Genomic DNA, 19,255 nt, shown 5'->3' with positions numbered 1-19,255 from the left:
ACCCGAGGGTTCCGCGCGCGGCGCGATCCCGACACCCGACCGTCACCCCGCGTTCACCGTGCGTGCGCCGGAGCGAGAGACGGCTCGGCTGTGCTGAACCCATGCGGATGTCGGTGATCGGATGCGGGTATCTGGGGGCGGTGCACGCCGCGGCGATGGCCTCGCTCGGGCACGATGTCGTGGGGATCGACGTGGACGAGGGCAAGGTCGCCGACCTCACCGCGGGTGCCGCGCCCTTCTTCGAGCCCGGCCTCGCCGAGCTCCTCGAGGGCGGGGTGCGGTCAGGGCGGTTGCGCTTCGCCGCGGATCCGGCTGCCGCCTCCGGGTCGGAGGTGCACTTCCTCGCGGTCGGCACCCCGCAGTCCGACTCCGGCCCCGCGGCCGATCTCCGCTTCGTCGACGCGGCGATCGACGGGCTGCTCCCCCACCTGCGGCCGGGCGCGGTGGTGGCCGGGAAGTCGACGGTCCCGGTGGGCACCGCCGCCCGTCTCTCCCGTCGGATCGCGGAGTCCGGCGCGACCCTCGTCTGGAACCCCGAGTTCCTCCGGGAGGGCTGGGCCGTCCATGACACCCTCCGCCCCGACCGTCTGGTGGTGGGCGCCGAGGACTCCCCGCAGGGCGCCGCCGCCGTCGATCTGCTCCGCCGCGTGTACGCCGCGGCGATCGACGCGGGTTCGCCGTTCCTCGTGACCGACCTCGCCACCGCGGAGCTCGTGAAGGGGGCCGCCAACGCCTTCCTCGCCACGAAGATCTCGTTCATCAACGCCATGGCCGAAGTCGCCGAGGCGGCCGGAGCGGACGTCACCCTCCTCGCCGAAGCACTCGGACACGACTCGCGCATCGGCCGCCGTTACCTCGGCTCGGGGATCGGGTTCGGGGGCGGCTGCCTGCCCAAGGACATCCGCGCGTTCGCGGCCCGCGCCGAAGAGCTCGGACGCGGGCAGTCCGTCAGCTTCCTGCACGAGGTGGATGCCATCAACCTCCGCCGACGGGATCGTGCGGTGAGGCTGGTGGTGGATGCCCTCGGCGGCCTCGTCTTCGGGCGGAGGATCGCCGTCCTCGGCGCGGCATTCAAGCCCTTCAGCGACGACGTCCGCGATTCTCCCGCTCTGGAGGTGGCCGTGCGGTTGCGGGGACTGGGCGCCGACGTCCTGGTGACCGACCCCGCGGCGATCGAAAACGCCCGCGCACGGCATCCGCAACTCGGGTACGCCGCGTCCAGGGACGACGCCCTGCGGGACGCGGACGCGGTCGTCGTCGTCACGGAGTGGGACGAGTACCGCCGCGAGCTCACTCCGCAGCACGCCGGCGGACTCGTGAGGGGTCGTATCGTGATCGACGGGCGGAACTGTCTGGACGCCGAAGCCTGGCGTGCTGCCGGCTGGACATACCGCGGGATGGGACGACGCTGAGGCCTCCCGTCGGTCAGACCACGCCGGCGTCCTGCGGAACAGTCGAGCGCCCGAGGTAGACGTAGTCGTCATGCTTCGCCCGACGTCCGTCCCCCGCGGCGCGGCCGTGCAGTCGTCGCCACACCCACGGGAGCGCGTACTGCCGCCACCAGGCGGCACGTCCGATCGGCTCGTTCTCGTGCAACGCCGCATCCAGCGCTCCCAACGCGTCGGCGTGCGGCACCCCGAGCACCTCCGCGACGCGATAGGCGAGGAAGCGGTGCCCTCGACTGCCGAGGTGCACGAGGTCCTCGCCCCAGTGCTGCCGCTCCCCCAGCTCCGGATGCAGATCCGTGTCGATGAGGATCGCACCGGCCCGGGCAGCGACCCCGGCGAGCGCCGTGGCGAAGGCGGAGAAGCGCCGGGCGTACAGCACCGCCGCGCGGCGGGCGGGCAGGAACGGGGTGACCAGGATCACGTCGGCACCCGTCGCGCGCAGCCGCCGCACCGCGGTCTCCAGGCTCGCGGCGAGCGCGGCCACGTCGACGCGGTGCTTCACGAGGTCGTTGGCGCCCACCAGCACGGTGACCAGATCGGGGCGGAGGTCCAGCGCCCTCTCCACCTGCCGGCCGCAGACATCGGCCACGCGCTTCGAGCGGATCGCGAGGTTCGCGTAGTGAAGGCCTCCCCGCGCGGCGAGGAGCAGTGCGAGCCGGTCCGCCCACCCGCGGAGCGCCCCGTCGGGTCCGGGGTCGCAGAGCCCCTCGGTCACCGAGTCGCCGAGGGCGACGATCCGGCGCCAGCGGCGCGAGGGGGCGGGCGGGGCCGGCTCCGGCCGGACGAGGCGGCGGGCGCGCAGACGACGGTCCGCGGCGAACAGCGTCCGCGCCTCCTCGAAGTGATCCAGGAGCTGATCTCCGAGGTGCGCCCAGCTCCGGCCCTGCACCGCCCTCCAGCCCGCCTCCCCGAACGCCCGACGCCGGCGCTCGTCTCCGGCGAGATCGGTCACGCGACGGCGGAGGTCTGCGAGGTCTCCTGGTCGGTACAGCCACCCGTCGACGCCGGGCCGGACGAGGTCGAGCGGGCCGCCTCTGCCTGTCGCGACCACGGGGACACCGCTCGCATGCGCTTCCTGGAGCGTCTGTCCGAAGGTCTCGCTCTCCCCCGGATGCACGAAGACGTCGAAGGAGGCCAGCGCCGCGGCGAGCGCCTCCCCCTCGAGCCGCCCGCGGAACAGGGCGTCGGGAAGCTGCTCCTGCAACCGCTCCCGCCGGGGGCCGTCTCCGACGATGACGAGACGCGTGTCAGGGATGCCGTGCAGCGCGGCGAGATCCTCCACCTGCTTCTCGGCGGCGAGGCGTCCGACGTAGCCGATGACGATCTCGGCTCCCCACTCGTCCCGGAGCGCGTCGCTGCGCCGGGAAGGGTGGAAGAGCTCGGCGTCCACACCCCGCCCCCAGGACCGGATGCGGTCGATGCCGAGCCGGCTCAGCTGCTGTGCCGACTCGGTGGACGGCGCGAGGGTAAGGGTCGCCCTCCGATGCAGTCGAGCGATGTGGGCATGGGCGATTCCCGTCGTGACCGCGACGCGATACCTCTCCGTGTACGCAGCCACGTCGGTCTGGTATGCCGCGACCGTTCCGACTCCGCCGCGTTCTGCAGCGAGCAGGCCCCGCCACCCGAGCGCGAACGGCGACGCCAGGTGGACGACGTCGGGACGGAAGCGGTCGAGCTCCGCGCCGATCCTCCGAGTGGTCGCCGCGCCCACCCGCACGTCGCGGTACCCCGGGAGCGGGACGCTGGGAATCGCGGTGACGGGCGCGCCGTGCAGCTCTGCCGGGATGCCGAACGCGGCCGGAGCGAGCACACGGGCGTCATGCCCTCGGCGCTCCAGGTGACGGAGGATCTGCATCACGGATCCGGTCACACCGTTCATGTGCGGAAGGAAAGACTCGGTGACGATCGCGACTCTCACCCCCTCAGGATGGCGCCGCTCCCCGTCCCCGCCGAGGGGAATCGGCGTCGGGCACCGGATGTTCACCGGATGCTGGATCACCCGTCACCGGTTATCCGCGCATCGGTTCCCGTTCACCGCCTCGGGGCCGGTCGCGACCGACGCGGTGCCCTCGCCGCTCGTCCGCCCGTGCTCTAGGCTCGGGAGCATGAGCACCGAAGAAGGCGCCGGCTCCTCCTCCGAGGACCTGAAGCGCAAGTTCAAGGAAGCGCTCGAGAAGAAGAACGCGCACCACCGGCAGGGCGAGGCTCACCTCGACGGCGATTCCGCCGTGCACGCCGCCAACGCCCCGCAGACGCGACGCGAGTTCCGACGCAAGAGCGGTTGACCGCCCGGATGCGGGAGCCCGGTCCGGCCTCCCGCATCCTCTGCGTCGAGATCAGCGACCGAGTGTGCGCTGGCGGGCCCGTTCCTCCTTCGCCGCCATCTCGGTGACCGCTGCCTCCTGCAGCTCCGGGACGCCGACAGCATCCGCCGCGGGGGCCGCATGCGGGTCCACCCCGTCGAGGGTCGATTCATCGAACGGAAGCTCCCCGGACAGCACACGGCCGACGCGGTCGCGGTCGATCTGCTTCGTCCAGGTGCCGATGAGGAGGGTGGCCACGGCGTTTCCCGTGAAGTTCGTCAGGGCGCGCCCCTCCGACATGAACCGGTCGATGCCGACGATGACCCCGACCCCGTCAACCAGATCGGGCCGGTAGGCCTGCAGGCCGCCGGCGAGCGTCGCCAGACCAGCGCCGGTCACCCCCGCGGCCCCCTTGCTCGCGATGATCATGAAGACGAGGAGGCCGATCTGCTCCCCGATCGACATGGGCTGCCCCATGCCCGTCGCGATGAACAGCGACGCCATCGTGAGGTAGATGGCCGTTCCGTCGAGGTTGAAGGAGTAGCCGGTGGGAACGGTGATGCCCACGACCGGCTTCGAGATGCCCAAGTGCTCCAGTTTCGCGATGAGCCGGGGAAGCGCCGACTCCGACGAGGACGTTCCCACGATCAGCAGATACTCCCGGGCAAGGTACTTCATGAGCGCGAAGATGTTGACCCGCGTGACCGCCCAGAGCAGGAGCCCGAGGACGATCACGATGAAGACGATGCACGTGAGATAGAAGGCGACCATCAGGACGCCGAGGCTCCAGATCGCCGCCGCCCCTGTCTTGCCGACCACAGCCGCGATGGCGCCGAAAGCACCCACGGGCGCCAACCAGAGGATCATCCCGAGGATTCGGAAGACAAGCTTCTGGAGCTGGGTGACCGCCTGCATGATCGGCGCCCCGCGCTCCCCCATGCCCTGAAGCGCGAATCCGACGAGCAGAGCGATGAAGAGCACCTGGAGGACGCTCTCCCCGGTGAACGCCGAGAAGAACGTCGCCGGGATGATGCCGAGCAGGAACTCCTGCGTGGTCTTCGCGTCGCCCGACTCCGTCTCGTAGCTCGCGTTCGCCATGTCGAGGCCGGTACCGGGATGGATGATGTTCCCCACGACGAGGCCGATCGCCAGCGCGAACGTCGACATCGTGAGGAAGTACAGCAGCGCCAGTCCGCCGATCTTGCCGACGGTCGCCGCCTTCGCGATCGAGCCGACCCCGACCACGATGGTGCAGAAGATGATCGGGGCGATCATCATCTTGATCAGCGACACGAACGCCGTGCCCAGCGGTTCGAACGCCCGTCCTACCTCGGGCCACAGCAGGCCGACGGCGGCGCCGAGCACCACCGCGATGATGACCGACACGTAGAGCCAGGTGTGCCGGTCCCAGGCGTGCTTTCCCCGCCTCCAGTGGAATCCGGGAAGAGAGAATCCTGTCGTGAGCGCCATGCGTCCTCCTCGATCGTCGACGTCGTCGTCTGCGGCAGCGGCGCCGGTGCCGCTGCTCCTCCACGGTCTCCCGGCGTCGCGGCCCCGCCCTATTTGTGGTCGTATTGGTCACGGTCCCGACCGTCGACGATCGAGGAGAACGATGCCGTCCCCTGACCCCGAGCGCAGCGCCGCCTCTCGCGTCTTCGTGCTGCTCCTCGTGACGACGGTGCTTCTGGGGATCCTGGTGGCCGTGTTCCTCGTCGCGGAGGCCCAGCGGGCGGCCAGGGCAGAGGCGGAGCGCGTGACTGCGGCGACCGCCTCCGCGATCGCCGCCTCCCCGCTTGTCTCGTCGGCCCTGCAGACGGGTGACCGGGAGGCTGCGGCGCGCGATCTCGCGCCGTACGCACGCGAGGTCCTGACCACCGCCGACCTCGATTTCGTCACCGTGATGACGACGGACGGCGTGCGCGTGACGCACCCCGAGCCGGACCGGATCGGCGAGCGCTACCTCGGGACGATCCCGTCCTCCCTTCGCCCGCTCACCGAGGAGTTCCGGGGGACGCTCGGACCGTCGGTCCGGACGATCGTGCCCGTCCTCGCCGACGGACACCCCGTGGGGTGGGTGGCCGCAGGCGTCACCACCGAGACCATCGCGCAGACGTTCGTCCGTCGCCTCCCCCTCTCCCTCGCCCTCACGGGCGCGCTCGTGCTGCTGGGCGTCGGCGGAGCGCTCCTCGCCCGACGCGTCACGCGCCGCTTCGCCGGAGACCTCCCTCCCGGCGATGTCCGCGATGCCGTCTCCTCCTACGAGTCGATCCGGACACTCGGTGAGGCCCTCCGCGCCCAGACGCACGAACACGGCAACCGGATGCACACGGCAGTGGCGCTGATGGAGCTGGGGCGTGCAGACGAGGCGATCGGAATCCTCACCGACACCGCCCGGCAGAGTCAATCGCTCGTGGATCAGGTCACGGCACGGCGCCACGGCGATCCCGCCGTGGGCGCGCTGCTCCTCGGCAAGGCCTCCCAGGCCAAGGAGCGGGGCATCGAGTGGCGGGTGCACATCGCGCCGGACACGCCCCGTACCCCGCTGTCCGCCGTGGATGCCGTCGCCGTCCTCGGCAACCTCGTCGACAACGCCTTCGACGCGGCCGCGAGCGCAGAGGAGCGGTGGGTGTCCGTGCGCCTGGAGCCGACCGCGGACGACGGGATCCTCCTCGAGGTGGCAGACAGCGGTCCGGGGATCCCCACCGAGCTGCGGGAGAGGATCTTCGCATCGGGGTACTCCACGAAGCCGGCCGGAGCGGAGGGGCGTGGTGTCGGCCTGGCCCTGGTGCGGTCTGTCGTGGCGGACGCGGGAGGCTCGGTGACGGTACTCGGACCGCCCACGACCTTCCGGGTGCTCTTACCGGCCGCGCGCGACGCGAGACGCCGCCGATGATCCGCACCCTGCTCGTGGACGACGATGCCCTGACCCTCGAGCTCCACCGCACCTATCTGGGGCGTCTGGACGGCTTCGCCGTGGCCGGCGAGTGCACGGGCGCGCGCGCAGCGCTGACGGCCCTCCGAGAGGGCGGAGCGGACGCGTTCGATCTCGTCCTGCTCGATGTGACGATGCCCGACGGTTCGGGACTCGAGGTGCTGCGCACACTGCGGGCTCGGGCCACGGCCGTCGATGTGATCGCCGTCACGGCGGTGCGGGACGCGGAGGTCGTGCGGCAGATGGCCGCTCTCGGTGTGTTCCAGTACCTCGTGAAGCCGTTCTCGTTCGCGGTCTTCCGGGAGCGTCTCGACGACTATCGGGACCACCGCGCGCACGCGCAGGCGACCAGCGGACCGGCCACGCAGGAGGAGATCGACGCGCTGCTGGGACGGGCGACCGGGAGCGTCGTCCTCCCCAAGGGGTTGTCCGCCTCGTCCCTCGAGCGCGTGCGCGCCGAGTTGCGGCGGCGCGGACCGCTCTCCGCGCGCGAAGCAGCCGAGCGTACGGGACTGTCCCGCGTGTCCGCGCGTCGGTACCTCGAGCACCTCGTCCTCACAGGTGTCGCGGTGCGCCGCGGCCGCCCTGGCGGGCGGGGGCGCCCCGAGACCGAGTACGCCTGGCGGGAACGCGCCCTCTCCGGGTGACCCGCTCCGGACATGCCGGTGCCCCGCACCCGGGGTGGGCGCGGGGCACCGGCATGTCCGGAGCGGGGACGGGTCACTCCCCGGCGAGACCGCCGAGCATGTGGCCGAAGGAGCGCCCCTCACCCAGGTACGTGGCGGGGTCGTACGGGTCGACGACCGCGGCGGCATCCCGGCGCGCGACCGCCTCGGCGAGTTCCCTCGCGCCCTTCTCGACCCGCTTCGCCAGCGGCGCGACGTCGTCTCCCGCGCCGCCCCAGTCGCTCGACGCCGCGAAGACGCCGGTGGAGACGGCCTCGGCATGCAGGTAGGCGAACAGCGGTCGGATCGCATAGTCGATCGCCAGGGAGTGCCGCGGCGTTCCCGCGTTCGCTCCGATCAGCACCGGCTTCCCGGTGAGCGCGTCCGGGTCGAGCACGTCGATGAACGACTTGAACAACCCGGAGTAGCTCGTCGAGAAGATCGGGGTGACCGCGATCAGCGCGTCGGCCGAGACGACGGTGTTGATCGCCGTCTCGAGTGCGGGAGGCGCGAAGCCGGTCAGCATGTTGTTCGTGATGTCGTGCGAGTGGTCGCGCAGCTCGATCACGTCGACGGTGGCCTCGATGTCGCGCTCCGCGAGCGCCTTCACGGTCTCCGCGGCCAGCCGGTCGGCGAGCATCCGGGTGGACGACGGGTTGGACAGCCCCGCCGAGACGACCGCGATACGACGCGTGGTCATGTCAGGCCTCCTTCCGGCCGAGTCCGAAGGCGGCACCCGCGGGCGCCGGCGTGTCCTGGTAGGGCGAATCCCCGGTGAGGTTGTCTCCGCGGTTCGCACCGGGGCGCGCCTGCCGGGTGGGCCCGTCTCCGTACGTCGCCTGCACGCGCGCGGCATGGGTCGGCGCGTCGGGCACCGTGGCCGGGCGGTCCTTCGCGAGTTCCTTGCGGAGCACCGGCACGACCTCGGAACCGAGGATGTCGAGCTGCTCGAGAACCGTCTTCAGCGGCAGACCCGCGTGGTCGATGAGGAACAGCTGGCGCTGGTAGTCGCCGTAGTGCTCGCGCATCGCCGCATACCGGTCGATCACCTGCTGCGGCGATCCCACGGTCAACGGGGTCATCTCGGTGAAGTCCTCCATGCTGGGGCCGTGACCGTAGACGGGCGCGTTGTCGAAGTACGGGCGGAACTGGTTCACCGCGTCCTGCGACTTCGCGGCCATGAACACCTGGCCGCCGAGACCGACGATCGCCTGCTCGCGCGTGCCGTGGCCGTAGTGCTCGAAGCGCTGACGGTACAGCTCGATGAGGCGCTGGTAGTGCTCCTTCGGCCAGAAGATGTTGTTCGCGAAGAAACCATCGCCGTAGTACGCGGCCTGCTCCGCGATCTCCGGTGTGCGGATCGAACCGTGCCACACGAACGGGGCGATGCCGTCGAGGGGACGGGGCGTGGAGGTGAAGCCCTGCAGCGGGGTGCGGAACTTGCCCTCCCAGTCGACGACGTCCTCACGCCACAGCTTGTGCAGCAGCGCGTAGTTCTCGATCGCGAGCGGCAGGCCCTGACGGATGTCCTGCCCGAACCACGGGTACACCGGCCCGGTGTTGCCGCGGCCCAGCATGAGGTCCATGCGGCCGTCCGAGACGTGCTGCAGCATCGCGTACTCCTCGGCGATGCGCACCGGGTCGTTCGTCGTGATCAGCGTCGTCGAGGTCGAGACGATGAGGCGTTCGGTCTGGGCGGCGAGCGCGGCGAGGAACGTCGTGGGGCTGGACGACCAGAAGGGCGGGTTGTGGTGCTCGCCGATGGCGAAGACGTCGAGGCCGACCTCCTCGGCATGCGTGGCGATGGCCAGCGTCGCCTTGATCCGCTCCTGCTCGCTGGGGGTGACTCCCGTGGTGGGGTCGCGGGTGATGTCGCTGACCGACATGATGCCGAACTGCATCGCCTGCGCGCCTGACTGCTCGCTCATGATTGCTCCGTGTTCTCCGAATCGGATGTCGGACATCCGGTTCTATTCATTTGAATGTAATTGGGTCAACGCGTGCAGGGCAACTTTATTCCCGGCCGGTAGCCTCGGAGAATGAGCACCACCGGAGTCGGGACGACGGGGCCCCACACAGGGCCGGTCGCCCGCAAACGCCGACGCGTGCCCTTCTGGGACAACGCGCGATACGCCTGCATCGTCCTCGTGGTGTTGGGGCACGCCATCCAGCGCCTCAGCTACGACTCGGACATCGCCTTCGCCCTCTACCTGGCGCTGTACGCGTTCCATATGCCGGCGTTCGCCATCATCTCGGGCTACTTCTCCAAGTCGGGCTCTCCCACCCGGACGCAGATGGCCCGCGTCATCACCGACATCATCCTCCCCTACGTCATCTTCGAGGCGCTCTGGACGCTCACGAAGTGGCTCGTGGAGGGAGAGACCACCCCGAATCCGACCCAGCCCAGTTGGACGCTCTGGTTCCTCCTCGCGCTCGGGATCTTCCGTCTCGTCCTCCCCTACCTCGCGCTGCTGCGCTGGCCGCTGCTGTGGACGGTCGTGATCTCGGTCGGCGCCGGCTACCTCCCGAACGTCGACAGCACGTTCTCGCTCTCCCGGACCCTGGGCTTGCTGCCGTTCTTCACCCTGGGCTGGTGGCTCCGGGAGCGAAACGTCGTCGACCGCCTCCGCCTCCTCGACGTCCGCCCGTGGTGGAGCCGCGTCCTCGCGCTCGTCGTCCTCGGCACGGCCGGATGGGCGGCGTGGAACTGGCTGCCGCTGTGGCAGACGGTCGACCTGCGGCACTGGCTGTTCTACGAAGACTCCTACGTCGATCTCGTCGGCGACCAGTGGTGGGCCGGTGGCATCCGCATCCTGCTCATGCTGCTGGCTGTCGTGCTGTGCGCCGCCTTCTTCGCCCTCATCCCCCGCGGCTCCTACTGGTGGACCACGTTCGGCCAGTACACGATGTACGTCTACCTCCTGCACTCCTTCGTGCTCTACCCGTTCCGGGAGAGCGGCGTGCTGCGCGATCTCGAGCCGACCTGGTTCTGGCTGCCTGCGGTCACGGCGCTGTCGGTGGTCCTCGCGCTGCTGCTCGCCACCAAGCCCGTGCGGCGGGTGTTCCGTCCGCTCGTGGAGCCGCGGCCGCGGTGGCTGTTCGCCGACCCCGAGCTCGCCTCGCGGGAAGGCCGCCGCAGCGATCCGACCGGCTCCCGGCGTCCGCGATGACAGCCGCCCACCCCGCGTCCGAGATCCGGGATCGGCTCGTGGCGATCGCCGACTCCCAAGGGTTCGCCGCGCACGGGCTCCACGTGCGCATCGGCGACGACACCGCAGGTCACCGTTGGACGCCCGACGTCCGGGAGGACGTGCACTCCATCGCGAAGGGCGTCTGCGTGCTGGCCGCCGCCCTCGCCGCCGACGACGGACTGATCCACCTGGACGACACCGTTGCCACCCTCCTTCCGGAGCACGAACTCGGCGAGGGCGTCGCTCGCGTCACCCTGCGTCATCTGCTGTCGATGTCGAGCGGCATCGACCTGCCGTGGTCCGAGGCGCTGATGACGGACTGGCCGGATCTGGCACGGGAGTTCCTGCGACGGCCATCGCGGGGGCGGGTGTTCCAGTACTCCAACGCGAGCACCTACACCGCGATGACCGCTCTCTCGGCCCGCGTGGGCGACGTCGGCGACTACCTCTCGACGCGCCTCTTCGCCCCGCTCGGCATCGAGGACGTGGGCTGGTCGCGATGCCCGAACGGCCGCATCGAGGCGGGTGGCGGCCTGCCGCTCCGCACCGAGGAGGTCGCTCGCCTGGGGATGCTCATCCGTGATCGCGGTTCCTGGCAGGGACGTCGACTCGTCGCCCCGGAGTGGATCGACGCCATGCACGAGCACGGCGTCGTCGCGGGCGTCAACCCGGGCTACGACCGCTATGCGCTCGCGGGCTGGCAGGGTCCGGGGCGGGCGTGGCGGCTGCACGGAGCCCATGGCCAGCTCCTCCTCTTCCTCGACGACGCCGTCGTGACCGTCACGGCGCACGATCACGCCGGGGCGGACGCCTTCGCGGCCGCGATCGTCGCTGTCCTCGAAGAGGTCGCGGTCTCCCCCTGAGTCCTGCTCAGGCGAACAGCTCCGCCCCCACGTACGAACCCGGGCGCGCTCCCGGCGGGATGGCCCAGATCCCTGAGCCCACGTGACGGATGTACTCGTTCAGACGGTCGGTCGACAGCCGTCGCTGCAGGCTGATGAACTGCGCGGGATCACGCTGGTAGGACAGGAAGAACAGCCCCGCGTCCAGGCGCCCCAGAGTGTTGTTGCCGTCGACGTAGTTGTAGCCGCGGCGCAGGATGCGGATGCCGTCGTTCTGCTCGGGATGCGCGAGCCGGACGTGACTGTTCGCATCGATCGTCGTGCCATGGAAGTCCGGTGGCGTGAACTCGTCCCCTCCGGAGAGCGGCGCCCCCACCCCCTTGTCCCGTCCGATGATCGTGTCCTGCTCCGCGAGGCGCACCCGATCCCACGTCTCGATGAGCATGGCGATCTTCCGGGCGACCAGATACGAACCGCCCGCCATCCAGGACGGCTCGTCAGCGTCGGCGACCCAGACGTGGTCGGCGAGCGCCGCGGTATCGTCGGCGAGGATGTTGGCCGTGCCGTCCTTGAAGCCGAAGAGGTTGCGGGGTGTGGCCTGGCTTGCCGTCGTGCGCGAGGTCTTGCCGAATCCGAGCTGCGACCAGCGCAGGCGGGCCCGTCCGAACGCGATGCGGCTGAGGTTGCGGATCGCGTGTACCGCGACCTGAGGGTCGTCGGCACAAGCCTGGATGCACAGGTCGCCGTGCGACGCTTCGGGGTCGAGATCATCCCCGAGGAAGGCGGGGAGCCGTTCGAGACCGGGCGGCCGCCGAGCGGCCAGACCGTAGCGATCGCCGTCCTCGTTCTCGAACAGCCCCGGCCCGAAGCCGAACGTGAGAGTCAGGCCCGCGGCGGGGAGCCCCAGCGCCTCCCCCGTATCGTCCGGGGGCGCGTCGGCGGAACCGTTCACCGCGCCGCTCGCACTCACCTCCAGCCCCTGCGTCATCCGCGCCGCCGCGTAGGACCAGTCCTGCAGCAGGGAGAGGAGGTCGTCCCTGTCGGTGCGGGGCATCATGTCGAAGCTCGCGAAGTGCAGGTGGTCCTGCACGGGCGTCGTGATGCCCGCCTGGTGCGTGCCGAAGAACTCGTACCGCGACTCGGCCTCCTCCGCGGCTCGTGCGCGTCCGAGCGCCACGCCGCCGGCCGTCCCGGCCCCCAGCCCGACGGCCAGTCCGGCGACGCCACCGCCGACGGCCAGCCCGAGCAGCCCGCGGCGGCTGAGGCCGCCGCCGGAGGGCTCCGACGGCAGGGGCGCCGGCGCCTCCCGGGCGCCAGATTCCGACTCGTTCACGTCCGTGCTCCTCCGTGGGCCGTCGTCAGTCGAGCACCGTGCCGGTGAGCTGCGAGAGCGGCTCGGCGAGCGCGTTGATGAGGTCGGTGAACTCGCGCTTGTCGGCTTCGGTCAGCTCGCCGTAGCCGACGAAGCCCTCTGCGAGCGAGCCGTGCGCGGCGAGGGACTCCTCGAGGGCGGCGTAGCCGTTCTCGATCTCGGCGACGAGCGCTTCACCGTCGTCGCCCTGTGCTGCGGCGAAGTCCTGCACGAGCGAGAAGGCCATCTTGGAGCCCTCGACGTTCGCGGCGAAGTCGAAGAGGTCCGTGCCGGACCACCAGTCCTCCTCGCCGGAGATCTTGCCCGTGGCCACCTCGTCGAGCAGCGCGATCGCGCCGTTGGAGATGCCGCCGATCCCCTGGTCATCCAGCGCGGTGGTGAAGTCGTCCGAGTGCACGTAGTCGTACAGCTCCTGCACGTCGGCCAGCAGCAGGTCGCCGTAGTCGGCACGCTCCGCCGGCGTGGACGGCGCCCAGTCCTGCCACGCCGGCGTCTCGCCGTCGGCGTTCAACGCGTCCTTCGCCGGCACCCAGAGGTCCTTCTCGATGCGGTGGAAGCCGGTCCAGTCCAGCCCCTCCGCCACCGCATCGACCTCTCGGAAGTCGATCCGCGGGTCGAGGTCCCCGAGCGCCTCGGCGACGGGCTCGATGCGCTCGTAGAACGCCCTCGTCTGCGGGAAGAGCGTGCGGGCGGTCTCGTCGTCACTGGACTCGTACGCGGCCACGAGGTCTTCCACGGCCGGTACGAGCTGCCCGACCTGATCCTTCACGAAAGCTCCGTAGAGATCGACGGCCTGCTGCTTCTGCTCGGCATCAGGGCCGTCCACCGCCACCCGGTCTCCGGTCACCGTGAAAGAGGCCCGGCCGACCCCGTCGCCGACCATGCCCGGCTTGCAGAGCGTGAAGTAGTCTCCGGGCTGCGCGACGACCGTCAGTGTGCGGGACGCGGCCGGGGCGATGTTCTCCACCTCGCCCACGATGCGCAGACCGTCCTCGGCCAGCAGGTAAAACTCGGAGACCTGGTCGGTGTCGTTCTTCACGTCGAACGTCAACGTGCCGCTCTTCGCGGTGGAGCCCGAGACGGCGCAATCGGTGTCGGTGGACGACACGTCGAACGCCCCGGTCGCCGCGGCGTCGCTCTTCGCGACGCAGCCGCTGAGGAGGAGGACGGCGGTACCCGCGGCGGCGGCCGCGGCGAGGACCCGGTGCGAGGTGATCATGCTGCTCCTTGCTGTGTGAGGGAGGAGGTCGGGGTGGCGGCCGAGGCGCCGCGCGTCGAAGGGCGTGCCGAGCGAAGGCCGCGGAGGTAGAGCCCGCCCACGACGAGGAGGTAGAGGCCCCAGGCGAGCACCTGCAGCCAGGTCATGGCAGGCATGAAGCCGACCGTGGCCTGCAGGACGGAGGCCAGCGCGCCGCCGGGAGCGATCGCCGCCGACACGTCGAACGCCCAGCCGAACGGGAAGCCGGCCGCGCCCACGGCGACGGCGCCGGTGACCGGGTCGAGCGGAGCGGCGGCGGTGAACGGGCCGGGAAGCGCGCCCGCCTCCTGCAGATCCATCAGCGCGTAGGCGAGGACGCCGGCCGCGACGATCACGAGGAAGCCTCCCGTCCAGGCGAAGAAGCGCCGCAGATCCAGGCGCAGCGCCCCGCGGGAGATGAGCCAGCCGAGCACGACGGCCACGGAGAGTCCCAGGAGCGCGCCGAGGAGGGCCGAGGGGGCGTCGCCGAAGGACTGCACCATCGACCACAGCAGCAGGGTCGTCTCGATGCCCTCGCGAGCGACGGACACGAAGCCGATCGCGACGAGCGCCCAGAGTCCGCCGGCCGTCAGCGCCCGGTCGATGCCGCCCTCGAGCGTCGCCTTCATGGTGCGGCCGGCGCGCTGCATCCAGAAGATCATCCACGTCACCATCGCCACCGCGACCAGCGAGAGACCGCCGCCGATCAGTTCCTGGGCCTGGAAGGTCAACTCGTAGGCCCCGAAGGTCAGGACCGCGCCGATGCCCAAGGCGAGAGCGATCGCGAGGCCGACGCCCGCCCACATCCGCGGCAGCGCGTCGCGACGCCCGAGCCGGCGGAGGTAGGCGACGAGGATGCCGACGACGAGCGCGGCTTCGAGACCCTCGCGGAGTCCGATGAGGAAAGTGGCGAGCACGGGAGACACACTCTCTAACGGGCGACTGAGGTAAGGCATCCCTTACCACCGAGACTCTAGCACTGCGACCGACCCTCGCCCGACACCGCAGACCGAAGTAATGGAGTGCAACAGAGCATCCTCGGGGCTCATCCGCGACATAGCCTCGGTCCATGGCTGAACTCTCGCTCCCCATCCTCGACCTGTCCCAGCTCGACGACGGCCCCGAGGCCGCGGCGCGCTTCCGCGACGACCTCCGCGCGGCCACCCACGACGTCGGCTTCTTCTACCTGACCGGCACCGGGATCTCGCCGGAGCTGGAGGCGCGGCTGCACCAGGCCGCCCTCGACTTCTTCGCACTGCCGGAGGAGGACAAGCTCGCGATCGAGAACGTCAACAGCCCGCACTTCCGGGGCTACACCCGGATCGGCGGCGAGCGGACCCAGGGCAAGGTCGACTGGCGCGAACAGATCGACATCGGCCCCGAACGTGAGCCGGTCGAGGGTGGGCCCGTCTTCAACCGCCTCACCGGCCCGAACCTCTGGCCCGCCGCGCAGCCGGAGCTGAAGGAGATCGTCACGGAGTGGCACGACGCTCTGACCGAGATCGCCCGCAAGCTCCTGCGCGCCTGGGCTCTCACCCTCGGAGCGGAGGAGACCTACTTCGACGAGCCGTTCCGCGAGCCGTCGACCCTGATCAAGATCGTGCGGTACCCGGGCACGAACGAGCCGGAGCCGCAGCAGGGGGTGGGTGCGCACAAGGACTCCGGTGTGCTGACGCTGCTCTGGGTCGAACCCGGCAAGGGCGGACTCCAGGTCGAGCGTGACGGCGAGTGGGTGTCGGCTCCCCCGGTGCCCGGCGCCTTCGTGGTCAACATCGGCGAGCTGCTGGAGTACGCCACCGGCGGATACCTCAAGGCCACGAACCACCGCGTGATCTCACCGCGGGCGCCGGAGGAGCGGATCTCGATCCCGTTCTTCTTCAACCCCGCACTCGACCAGCAGCTGCCGCTCCTCGAGCTCCCCGCCGAGCTCGCCGCCGAGGCGACCGGCGTCACCGAGGACCCGAGCAATCCGATCCACGCGACCTACGGCGAGAACGCCATGAAGTCCCGCCTGCGGGCGCACCCCGACGTGGCAGCCATCCACCACCCCGACCTGGTGCAGACGACCGCCTGAGCGGATCCACACCGCGCGTAAATGACGAAGGCCGCCCCACACCGTGGGGCGGCCTTCTCAAGAATGTTCTGCGCGATTGAACGCTGGGTCCGTGGTGCCTTATCGGCGAAGACCAAGGCGTGCGATCAGCGAGCGGTAGCGCTCGATGTCGACGCTCTGGAGGTAGCCGAGCAGACGACGGCGCTGACCCACGAGCAGGAACAGACCACGACGCGAGTGGTGGTCGTGCTTGTGCTCCTTCAGGTGCTCGGTGAGGTCCTTGATGCGCTGCGTCAGCATCGCGGCCTGCACCTCGGGGGATCCGGTGTCACCGGGGTGCGTCGCGTACTCTTCGATGATCGCCTTCTTGACGTCTGCTTCCAGTGCCATAGATTCGATCCCCTCTCTGCTTGTTGCGCGGCGCCCGACGCCTGATGCGTGAGCTCTCTTTATCCGCGGCCGATCGAACGGCAACCTGACGAGTCTACCAGCCCGAACGACCACGGCGGGACACGGGGTCCGGAGCGAGGCGCACCGGTCAACTAGGCTCGGGATGTGCAGAAGAAGATCGCCCTGTGAGCTCCCGCCGCGGCCATCTGATCGACCTCACCCCGCTGAAGGCGAGTCCGGCCTTCGCCCGGATGTGGATCGGCTCCACCCTCGCCGGCATCGGCGGTCAACTCACCATTGTGACCGTGATGCTGCACGTGTTCGATCTGACTGCGAGCACGTTCGCCGTCTCGATGATCGCCGTCGCCGGCCTTCTCCCTATGGTCCTCGCAGGCCTCTACGGCGGCATGCTCGCCGATGCGTTCGACCGCCGGCGGGTCGCGCTGATCGCGGCCACCGTGACCTTCGCCTCCACCGCGCTCCTCGCCGCGCTCACGTGGACGGGGACGGAGACGATCTGGTGGCTGTACGCGCTGAGCATCGTGAACTCGGCGGCGAACTCCGTCGGGATGGCCACGCGGACGGCGATCGTCCCCCGACTCATCCCCCGCCGGATGCTCGCGGCCGCGTCCGCGCTCAACGGCGTCGCCTTCGGACTCACGGTCATGGCCGGCCCCGCCCTGGCCGGGCTCCTCGTGGCCCTCACCGGATACGGCTGGACCTACACGATCGACGTCGTGCTCATGCTGTCGATGTTCCTCGGCCTGTGGACCCTCCCCGCTCTGCGCCCCGAGGGCGACATCGTGCGCCCCGGCCTCGCCTCGCTCGTCGACGGCTGGCGCTTCCTCCGCCGGGCGGGCAACATCCGGATGCAGTACGTGATGGACATCACTGCCATGACGTTCGGGCAGCCGCTCGTCCTCTTCCCGGCGCTGGGCACCGTGATCCTGGGCGGCGGGGCGTTCACGACCGGCATCCTCACGGCGGCGGTCGCCGTCGGCACCTTCTCCTCGAGCCTGTTCTCCGGCCGTGTGGTGCAGTACCGGTGGCACGGCCGTGGGATCGCCCGCGCGATCGAGGCCTACGGCGCCGCGATCGCCCTGTTCGGCCTCGTCCTCCTGATCGGCGCCTTCTCCGGGACACCCGCCGGCGAGGACCGGCCGCACGTCGCACTGATCGTCGCGGCCTGCATGGCGCTGGCCCTCTCCGGGGCCTCGGACAACGTGAGCTCGATCTACCGCAACACCATGATGCAGGCGGCGGTACCGGACGCCATGCGCGGACGCCTGCAGGGCCTGTTCGTCGTGGTGGTGACCGGAGGTCCGCGCGTCGGCGCCCTGTACGCCGGGACGCTCGCGACGCTGACCTCCCTGTGGTTCCCCCCGCTGCTCGGCGGGATCCTGGTGATCGCCCTCGTCGCGCTCCTCGCCCGACGACACCCCCGGTTCCGCGCCTACGACGCAGAGAACCCCGAGCCCTGACGGGCCCGGGGTTCGGAGAGGTCTGCGCGTCAGTCCTGCTGCAGCGCACCCTGGAGGTCGAGCGTGATCGTGACGTCCTTGCCGACGAGCACGCCGCCGGTCTCCAGCGCGGCGTTCCAGGTGAGGCCGAAGTCCTCACGGTTGATGACCGTCTTGGCGGAGGCACCGGCCTTGTAGTTGCCCCACGGGTCGCTGCCGAAGCCGCCGAAGTCGAGCTCGAAGGTGACGGGCTTGGTGATGCCGCGGATGGTGAGGTCGCCGTCCACGAGGAAGTCGCCGCCCTCGACGCGCGCGCCGGTCGAGACGAAGTCCATGGTCGGGAAGTTCTCGGTGTCGAAGAAGTCGGCGGAGCGCAGGTGCTGGTCACGGCCCTCGTCCTTCGTGTCGACGGAGGTCACGTCGACGGAAGCCTCGACCTTGGCGTCGAGGGGGTTCTCCGGGGCCACGAGCGTCGCGCTCTTCACGCCGAAGGTGCCGCGCACCTTGGAGATCATCATGTGACGGACGCTGAAGGTCACCTCGCTGTGGGACGGGTCGAGGACCCAGGTGCCGGGGCGGTAACCGGGGATGTCGATGCTGCTCATGAATGCTCCTCAGGAGTCGTCGGCCGCGGTGGCGGCGAAAGGGATGGCGCCGCGATCGTCCGCTGCACCCTTCCCACAACATACATTCACTCGCATGTATTCCCGTGTCGAGCAGAAAGTCCGGAGACATCGAAAGCGCCCCGCACCACAGGGTGCGGGGCGCTTCCGAACGAGGCCGTCAGCCGACGGCGACGAGGTCGATGATGAAGATCAGCGTCTTGCCGGAGAGGAAGTGCCCTCCCCCGGCCGGGCCGTAGGCGAGGTGCGGCGGGATGATCAGCTCGCGACGACCGCCCACCTTCATGCCGGGGATTCCGTCCTGCCAGCCCTGGATCAGGCCGCGGAGCGGGAACTGGATGGTCTCGCCGCGACCCCACGACGAGTCGAACTCCTCGCCGGATTCGAACTCCACACCGGCGTAGTGGACGGTGACGGTGTCGCCGGGCTTGGCCTCGGCACCGTCACCCTCGATGATGTCGCGGATGACCAGTTCTGCGGGCGCAGGGCCGGTCGGGGCGTCGAACTCGGGCTTTGTGCGATCAGTCATGGCTCCATCCAACCCGACCGTCGCGCGCCCGGTCAACGCGACCGCACCTGCTCACAGCGAACACCTCGTCGAGCCGCCTCCACCGCCCCGGCGCGGAGGCTCTTGACACATCCCCGGGGCCGGGTGCACCCTGGTGGCAGATCAACTCAGCGCCCGGGAGACATGCAGGCATCGCCGCAGCACCGGGCGCTGAGTCTGTCTCCGGGCGTG

18 protein-coding genes are annotated in these 19,255 nt (G+C 70.3%); 8 read left to right on the top strand and 10 right to left on the bottom strand.

From position 1 onward, the window contains the following. Window positions 1–101: 101 nt before the first annotated feature. The gene (locus WFJ36_RS02955) at window positions 102–1,412 is read left to right on the top strand and encodes a UDP-glucose dehydrogenase family protein (RefSeq protein ID WP_292791589.1); all 1,311 of its coding nucleotides are present in this window, start codon (window positions 102–104) and stop codon (window positions 1,410–1,412) included. Window positions 1,413–1,425: 13 nt separating this feature from the next. On the opposite strand, the gene WFJ36_RS02950 is transcribed toward WFJ36_RS02955, so the two are convergent. Next, the gene (locus WFJ36_RS02950; protein WP_336642612.1) at window positions 1,426–3,327 is read right to left on the bottom strand and encodes a GDSL-type esterase/lipase family protein; all 1,902 of its coding nucleotides are present in this window, start codon (window positions 3,325–3,327) and stop codon (window positions 1,426–1,428) included. A gap of 226 nt (window positions 3,328–3,553) precedes the next feature. On the opposite strand from WFJ36_RS02950, the gene WFJ36_RS02945 reads away from it, so the two are divergent. Next, entirely contained in the window at window positions 3,554–3,733 is a 180-nt protein-coding gene (locus WFJ36_RS02945; RefSeq protein ID WP_071328417.1) for a DUF5302 domain-containing protein, read from the top strand. Between the two features lie 51 nt (window positions 3,734–3,784). On the opposite strand, the gene WFJ36_RS02940 is transcribed toward WFJ36_RS02945, so the two are convergent. Next, window positions 3,785–5,221 (bottom strand): cation:dicarboxylate symporter family transporter, encoded by a 1,437-nt coding sequence (locus WFJ36_RS02940; protein WP_071328416.1) that lies wholly within the window; start codon window positions 5,219–5,221, stop codon window positions 3,785–3,787. A gap of 142 nt (window positions 5,222–5,363) precedes the next feature. Between WFJ36_RS02940 and WFJ36_RS02935 the strand changes: the two genes are divergently transcribed. Both WFJ36_RS02935 and WFJ36_RS02930 read left to right on the top strand, forming a co-directional pair. Further along, window positions 5,364–6,644, top strand: a complete 1,281-nt coding sequence (locus WFJ36_RS02935) for a sensor histidine kinase (protein ID WP_336642611.1) — start codon at window positions 5,364–5,366, stop codon at window positions 6,642–6,644. Then, window positions 6,641–7,330, top strand: coding sequence for a response regulator (locus WFJ36_RS02930; protein WP_336642610.1), 690 nt, complete (start codon window positions 6,641–6,643; stop codon window positions 7,328–7,330). Before WFJ36_RS02935 ends, WFJ36_RS02930 begins: the two co-directional genes overlap by 4 nt. Window positions 7,331–7,403: 73 nt before the next feature. Here the strand turns inward: WFJ36_RS02930 and WFJ36_RS02925 are convergent, their stop codons facing one another. Then, window positions 7,404–8,048: an FMN reductase gene (locus tag WFJ36_RS02925; RefSeq protein WP_336642609.1), complete on the bottom strand. Its 645-nt coding sequence runs from the start codon at window positions 8,046–8,048 to the stop codon at window positions 7,404–7,406. A gap of 1 nt (window position 8,049) precedes the next feature. Further along, complete coding sequence (locus WFJ36_RS02920; protein ID WP_071328746.1) at window positions 8,050–9,276, bottom strand: LLM class flavin-dependent oxidoreductase; 1,227 nt, start codon at window positions 9,274–9,276, stop codon at window positions 8,050–8,052. Between the two features lie 111 nt (window positions 9,277–9,387). On the opposite strand from WFJ36_RS02920, the gene WFJ36_RS02915 reads away from it, so the two are divergent. Continuing rightward, window positions 9,388–10,518 carry an acyltransferase family protein gene (locus WFJ36_RS02915; RefSeq protein ID WP_336642608.1) on the top strand — a complete coding sequence of 377 codons (1,131 nt, stop codon included), beginning with the start codon at window positions 9,388–9,390 and terminating at the stop codon, window positions 10,516–10,518. Next, window positions 10,515–11,402: a serine hydrolase domain-containing protein gene (locus tag WFJ36_RS02910; protein ID WP_336642607.1), complete on the top strand. Its 888-nt coding sequence runs from the start codon at window positions 10,515–10,517 to the stop codon at window positions 11,400–11,402. The genes WFJ36_RS02915 and WFJ36_RS02910 overlap by 4 nt, the downstream gene beginning before the upstream one ends. Window positions 11,403–11,409: 7 nt before the next feature. Here WFJ36_RS02910 and efeB read toward each other — a convergent pair whose 3' ends face one another. The 3 genes from efeB to efeU are packed head-to-tail and all read right to left on the bottom strand — an operon-like array spanning window position 11,410 to window position 14,907. Next, a complete protein-coding gene (gene efeB / locus WFJ36_RS02905) occupies window positions 11,410–12,714 on the bottom strand; it encodes an iron uptake transporter deferrochelatase/peroxidase subunit (RefSeq protein ID WP_336642606.1) in 1,305 nt (434 codons plus the stop codon). A 25-nt stretch (window positions 12,715–12,739) separates the two neighbouring features. Further along, window positions 12,740–13,972: an iron uptake system protein EfeO gene (gene efeO / locus WFJ36_RS02900; RefSeq protein ID WP_336642605.1), complete on the bottom strand. Its 1,233-nt coding sequence runs from the start codon at window positions 13,970–13,972 to the stop codon at window positions 12,740–12,742. Continuing rightward, entirely contained in the window at window positions 13,969–14,907 is a 939-nt protein-coding gene (gene efeU, locus WFJ36_RS02895; RefSeq protein ID WP_071328745.1) for an iron uptake transporter permease EfeU, read from the bottom strand. The genes efeO and efeU overlap by 4 nt, the downstream gene beginning before the upstream one ends. Window positions 14,908–15,059: 152 nt before the next feature. On the opposite strand from efeU, the gene WFJ36_RS02890 reads away from it, so the two are divergent. Beyond that, window positions 15,060–16,064, top strand: a complete 1,005-nt coding sequence (locus WFJ36_RS02890) for an isopenicillin N synthase family dioxygenase (protein WP_071328408.1) — start codon at window positions 15,060–15,062, stop codon at window positions 16,062–16,064. Between the two features lie 99 nt (window positions 16,065–16,163). Here the strand turns inward: WFJ36_RS02890 and rpsO are convergent, their stop codons facing one another. Beyond that, on the bottom strand, window positions 16,164–16,433 hold the full coding sequence (gene rpsO / locus WFJ36_RS02885) for a 30S ribosomal protein S15 (RefSeq protein WP_017203073.1): 270 nt from the start codon (window positions 16,431–16,433) through the stop codon (window positions 16,164–16,166). Window positions 16,434–16,618: 185 nt separating this feature from the next. Between rpsO and WFJ36_RS02880 the strand changes: the two genes are divergently transcribed. Next, window positions 16,619–17,914: an MFS transporter gene (locus WFJ36_RS02880; protein ID WP_071328407.1), complete on the top strand. Its 1,296-nt coding sequence runs from the start codon at window positions 16,619–16,621 to the stop codon at window positions 17,912–17,914. A 29-nt stretch (window positions 17,915–17,943) separates the two neighbouring features. On the opposite strand, the gene WFJ36_RS02875 is transcribed toward WFJ36_RS02880, so the two are convergent. Together WFJ36_RS02875 and WFJ36_RS02870 are read right to left on the bottom strand one after the other, a co-directional pair. Further along, on the bottom strand, window positions 17,944–18,498 hold the full coding sequence (locus WFJ36_RS02875) for a YceI family protein (protein WP_025103197.1): 555 nt from the start codon (window positions 18,496–18,498) through the stop codon (window positions 17,944–17,946). A gap of 178 nt (window positions 18,499–18,676) precedes the next feature. Further along, on the bottom strand, window positions 18,677–19,045 hold the full coding sequence (locus tag WFJ36_RS02870) for an FKBP-type peptidyl-prolyl cis-trans isomerase (protein WP_025103196.1): 369 nt from the start codon (window positions 19,043–19,045) through the stop codon (window positions 18,677–18,679). Window positions 19,046–19,255 lie beyond the last annotated feature (210 nt).

The sequence above is a fragment of the Microbacterium sp. MMO-113 genome (genome assembly GCF_037148555.1).
In the GTDB taxonomy this organism is placed as follows: domain Bacteria; phylum Actinomycetota; class Actinomycetes; order Actinomycetales; family Microbacteriaceae; genus Microbacterium.
This window is presented reverse-complemented; position numbering and strand designations above follow the sequence as displayed.

Excerpts from the sequence above, each read along its gene's own strand:
- WFJ36_RS02890 (WP_071328408.1), top strand. The coding sequence starts at position 15,060 with ATGGCTGAACTCTCGCTCCCCATCCTCGACCTGTCCCAGCTCGACGAC.
- efeO (WP_336642605.1), bottom strand. The coding sequence starts at position 13,972 with ATGATCACCTCGCACCGGGTCCTCGCCGCGGCCGCCGCCGCGGGTACC.
- WFJ36_RS02940 (WP_071328416.1), bottom strand. The coding sequence starts at position 5,221 with ATGGCGCTCACGACAGGATTCTCTCTTCCCGGATTCCACTGGAGGCGG.
- WFJ36_RS02950 (WP_336642612.1), bottom strand. The coding sequence starts at position 3,327 with ATGAACGGTGTGACCGGATCCGTGATGCAGATCCTCCGTCACCTGGAG.
- WFJ36_RS02910 (WP_336642607.1), top strand. The coding sequence starts at position 10,515 with ATGACAGCCGCCCACCCCGCGTCCGAGATCCGGGATCGGCTCGTGGCG.
- WFJ36_RS02935 (WP_336642611.1), top strand. The coding sequence starts at position 5,364 with ATGCCGTCCCCTGACCCCGAGCGCAGCGCCGCCTCTCGCGTCTTCGTG.
- WFJ36_RS02870 (WP_025103196.1), bottom strand. The coding sequence starts at position 19,045 with ATGACTGATCGCACAAAGCCCGAGTTCGACGCCCCGACCGGCCCTGCG.
- WFJ36_RS02955 (WP_292791589.1), top strand. The coding sequence starts at position 102 with ATGCGGATGTCGGTGATCGGATGCGGGTATCTGGGGGCGGTGCACGCC.
- WFJ36_RS02920 (WP_071328746.1), bottom strand. The coding sequence starts at position 9,276 with ATGAGCGAGCAGTCAGGCGCGCAGGCGATGCAGTTCGGCATCATGTCG.
- WFJ36_RS02945 (WP_071328417.1), top strand. The coding sequence starts at position 3,554 with ATGAGCACCGAAGAAGGCGCCGGCTCCTCCTCCGAGGACCTGAAGCGC.
- WFJ36_RS02875 (WP_025103197.1), bottom strand. The coding sequence starts at position 18,498 with ATGAGCAGCATCGACATCCCCGGTTACCGCCCCGGCACCTGGGTCCTC.
- WFJ36_RS02925 (WP_336642609.1), bottom strand. The coding sequence starts at position 8,048 with ATGACCACGCGTCGTATCGCGGTCGTCTCGGCGGGGCTGTCCAACCCG.
- WFJ36_RS02930 (WP_336642610.1), top strand. The coding sequence starts at position 6,641 with ATGATCCGCACCCTGCTCGTGGACGACGATGCCCTGACCCTCGAGCTC.
- rpsO (WP_017203073.1), bottom strand. The coding sequence starts at position 16,433 with ATGGCACTGGAAGCAGACGTCAAGAAGGCGATCATCGAAGAGTACGCG.
- WFJ36_RS02915 (WP_336642608.1), top strand. The coding sequence starts at position 9,388 with ATGAGCACCACCGGAGTCGGGACGACGGGGCCCCACACAGGGCCGGTC.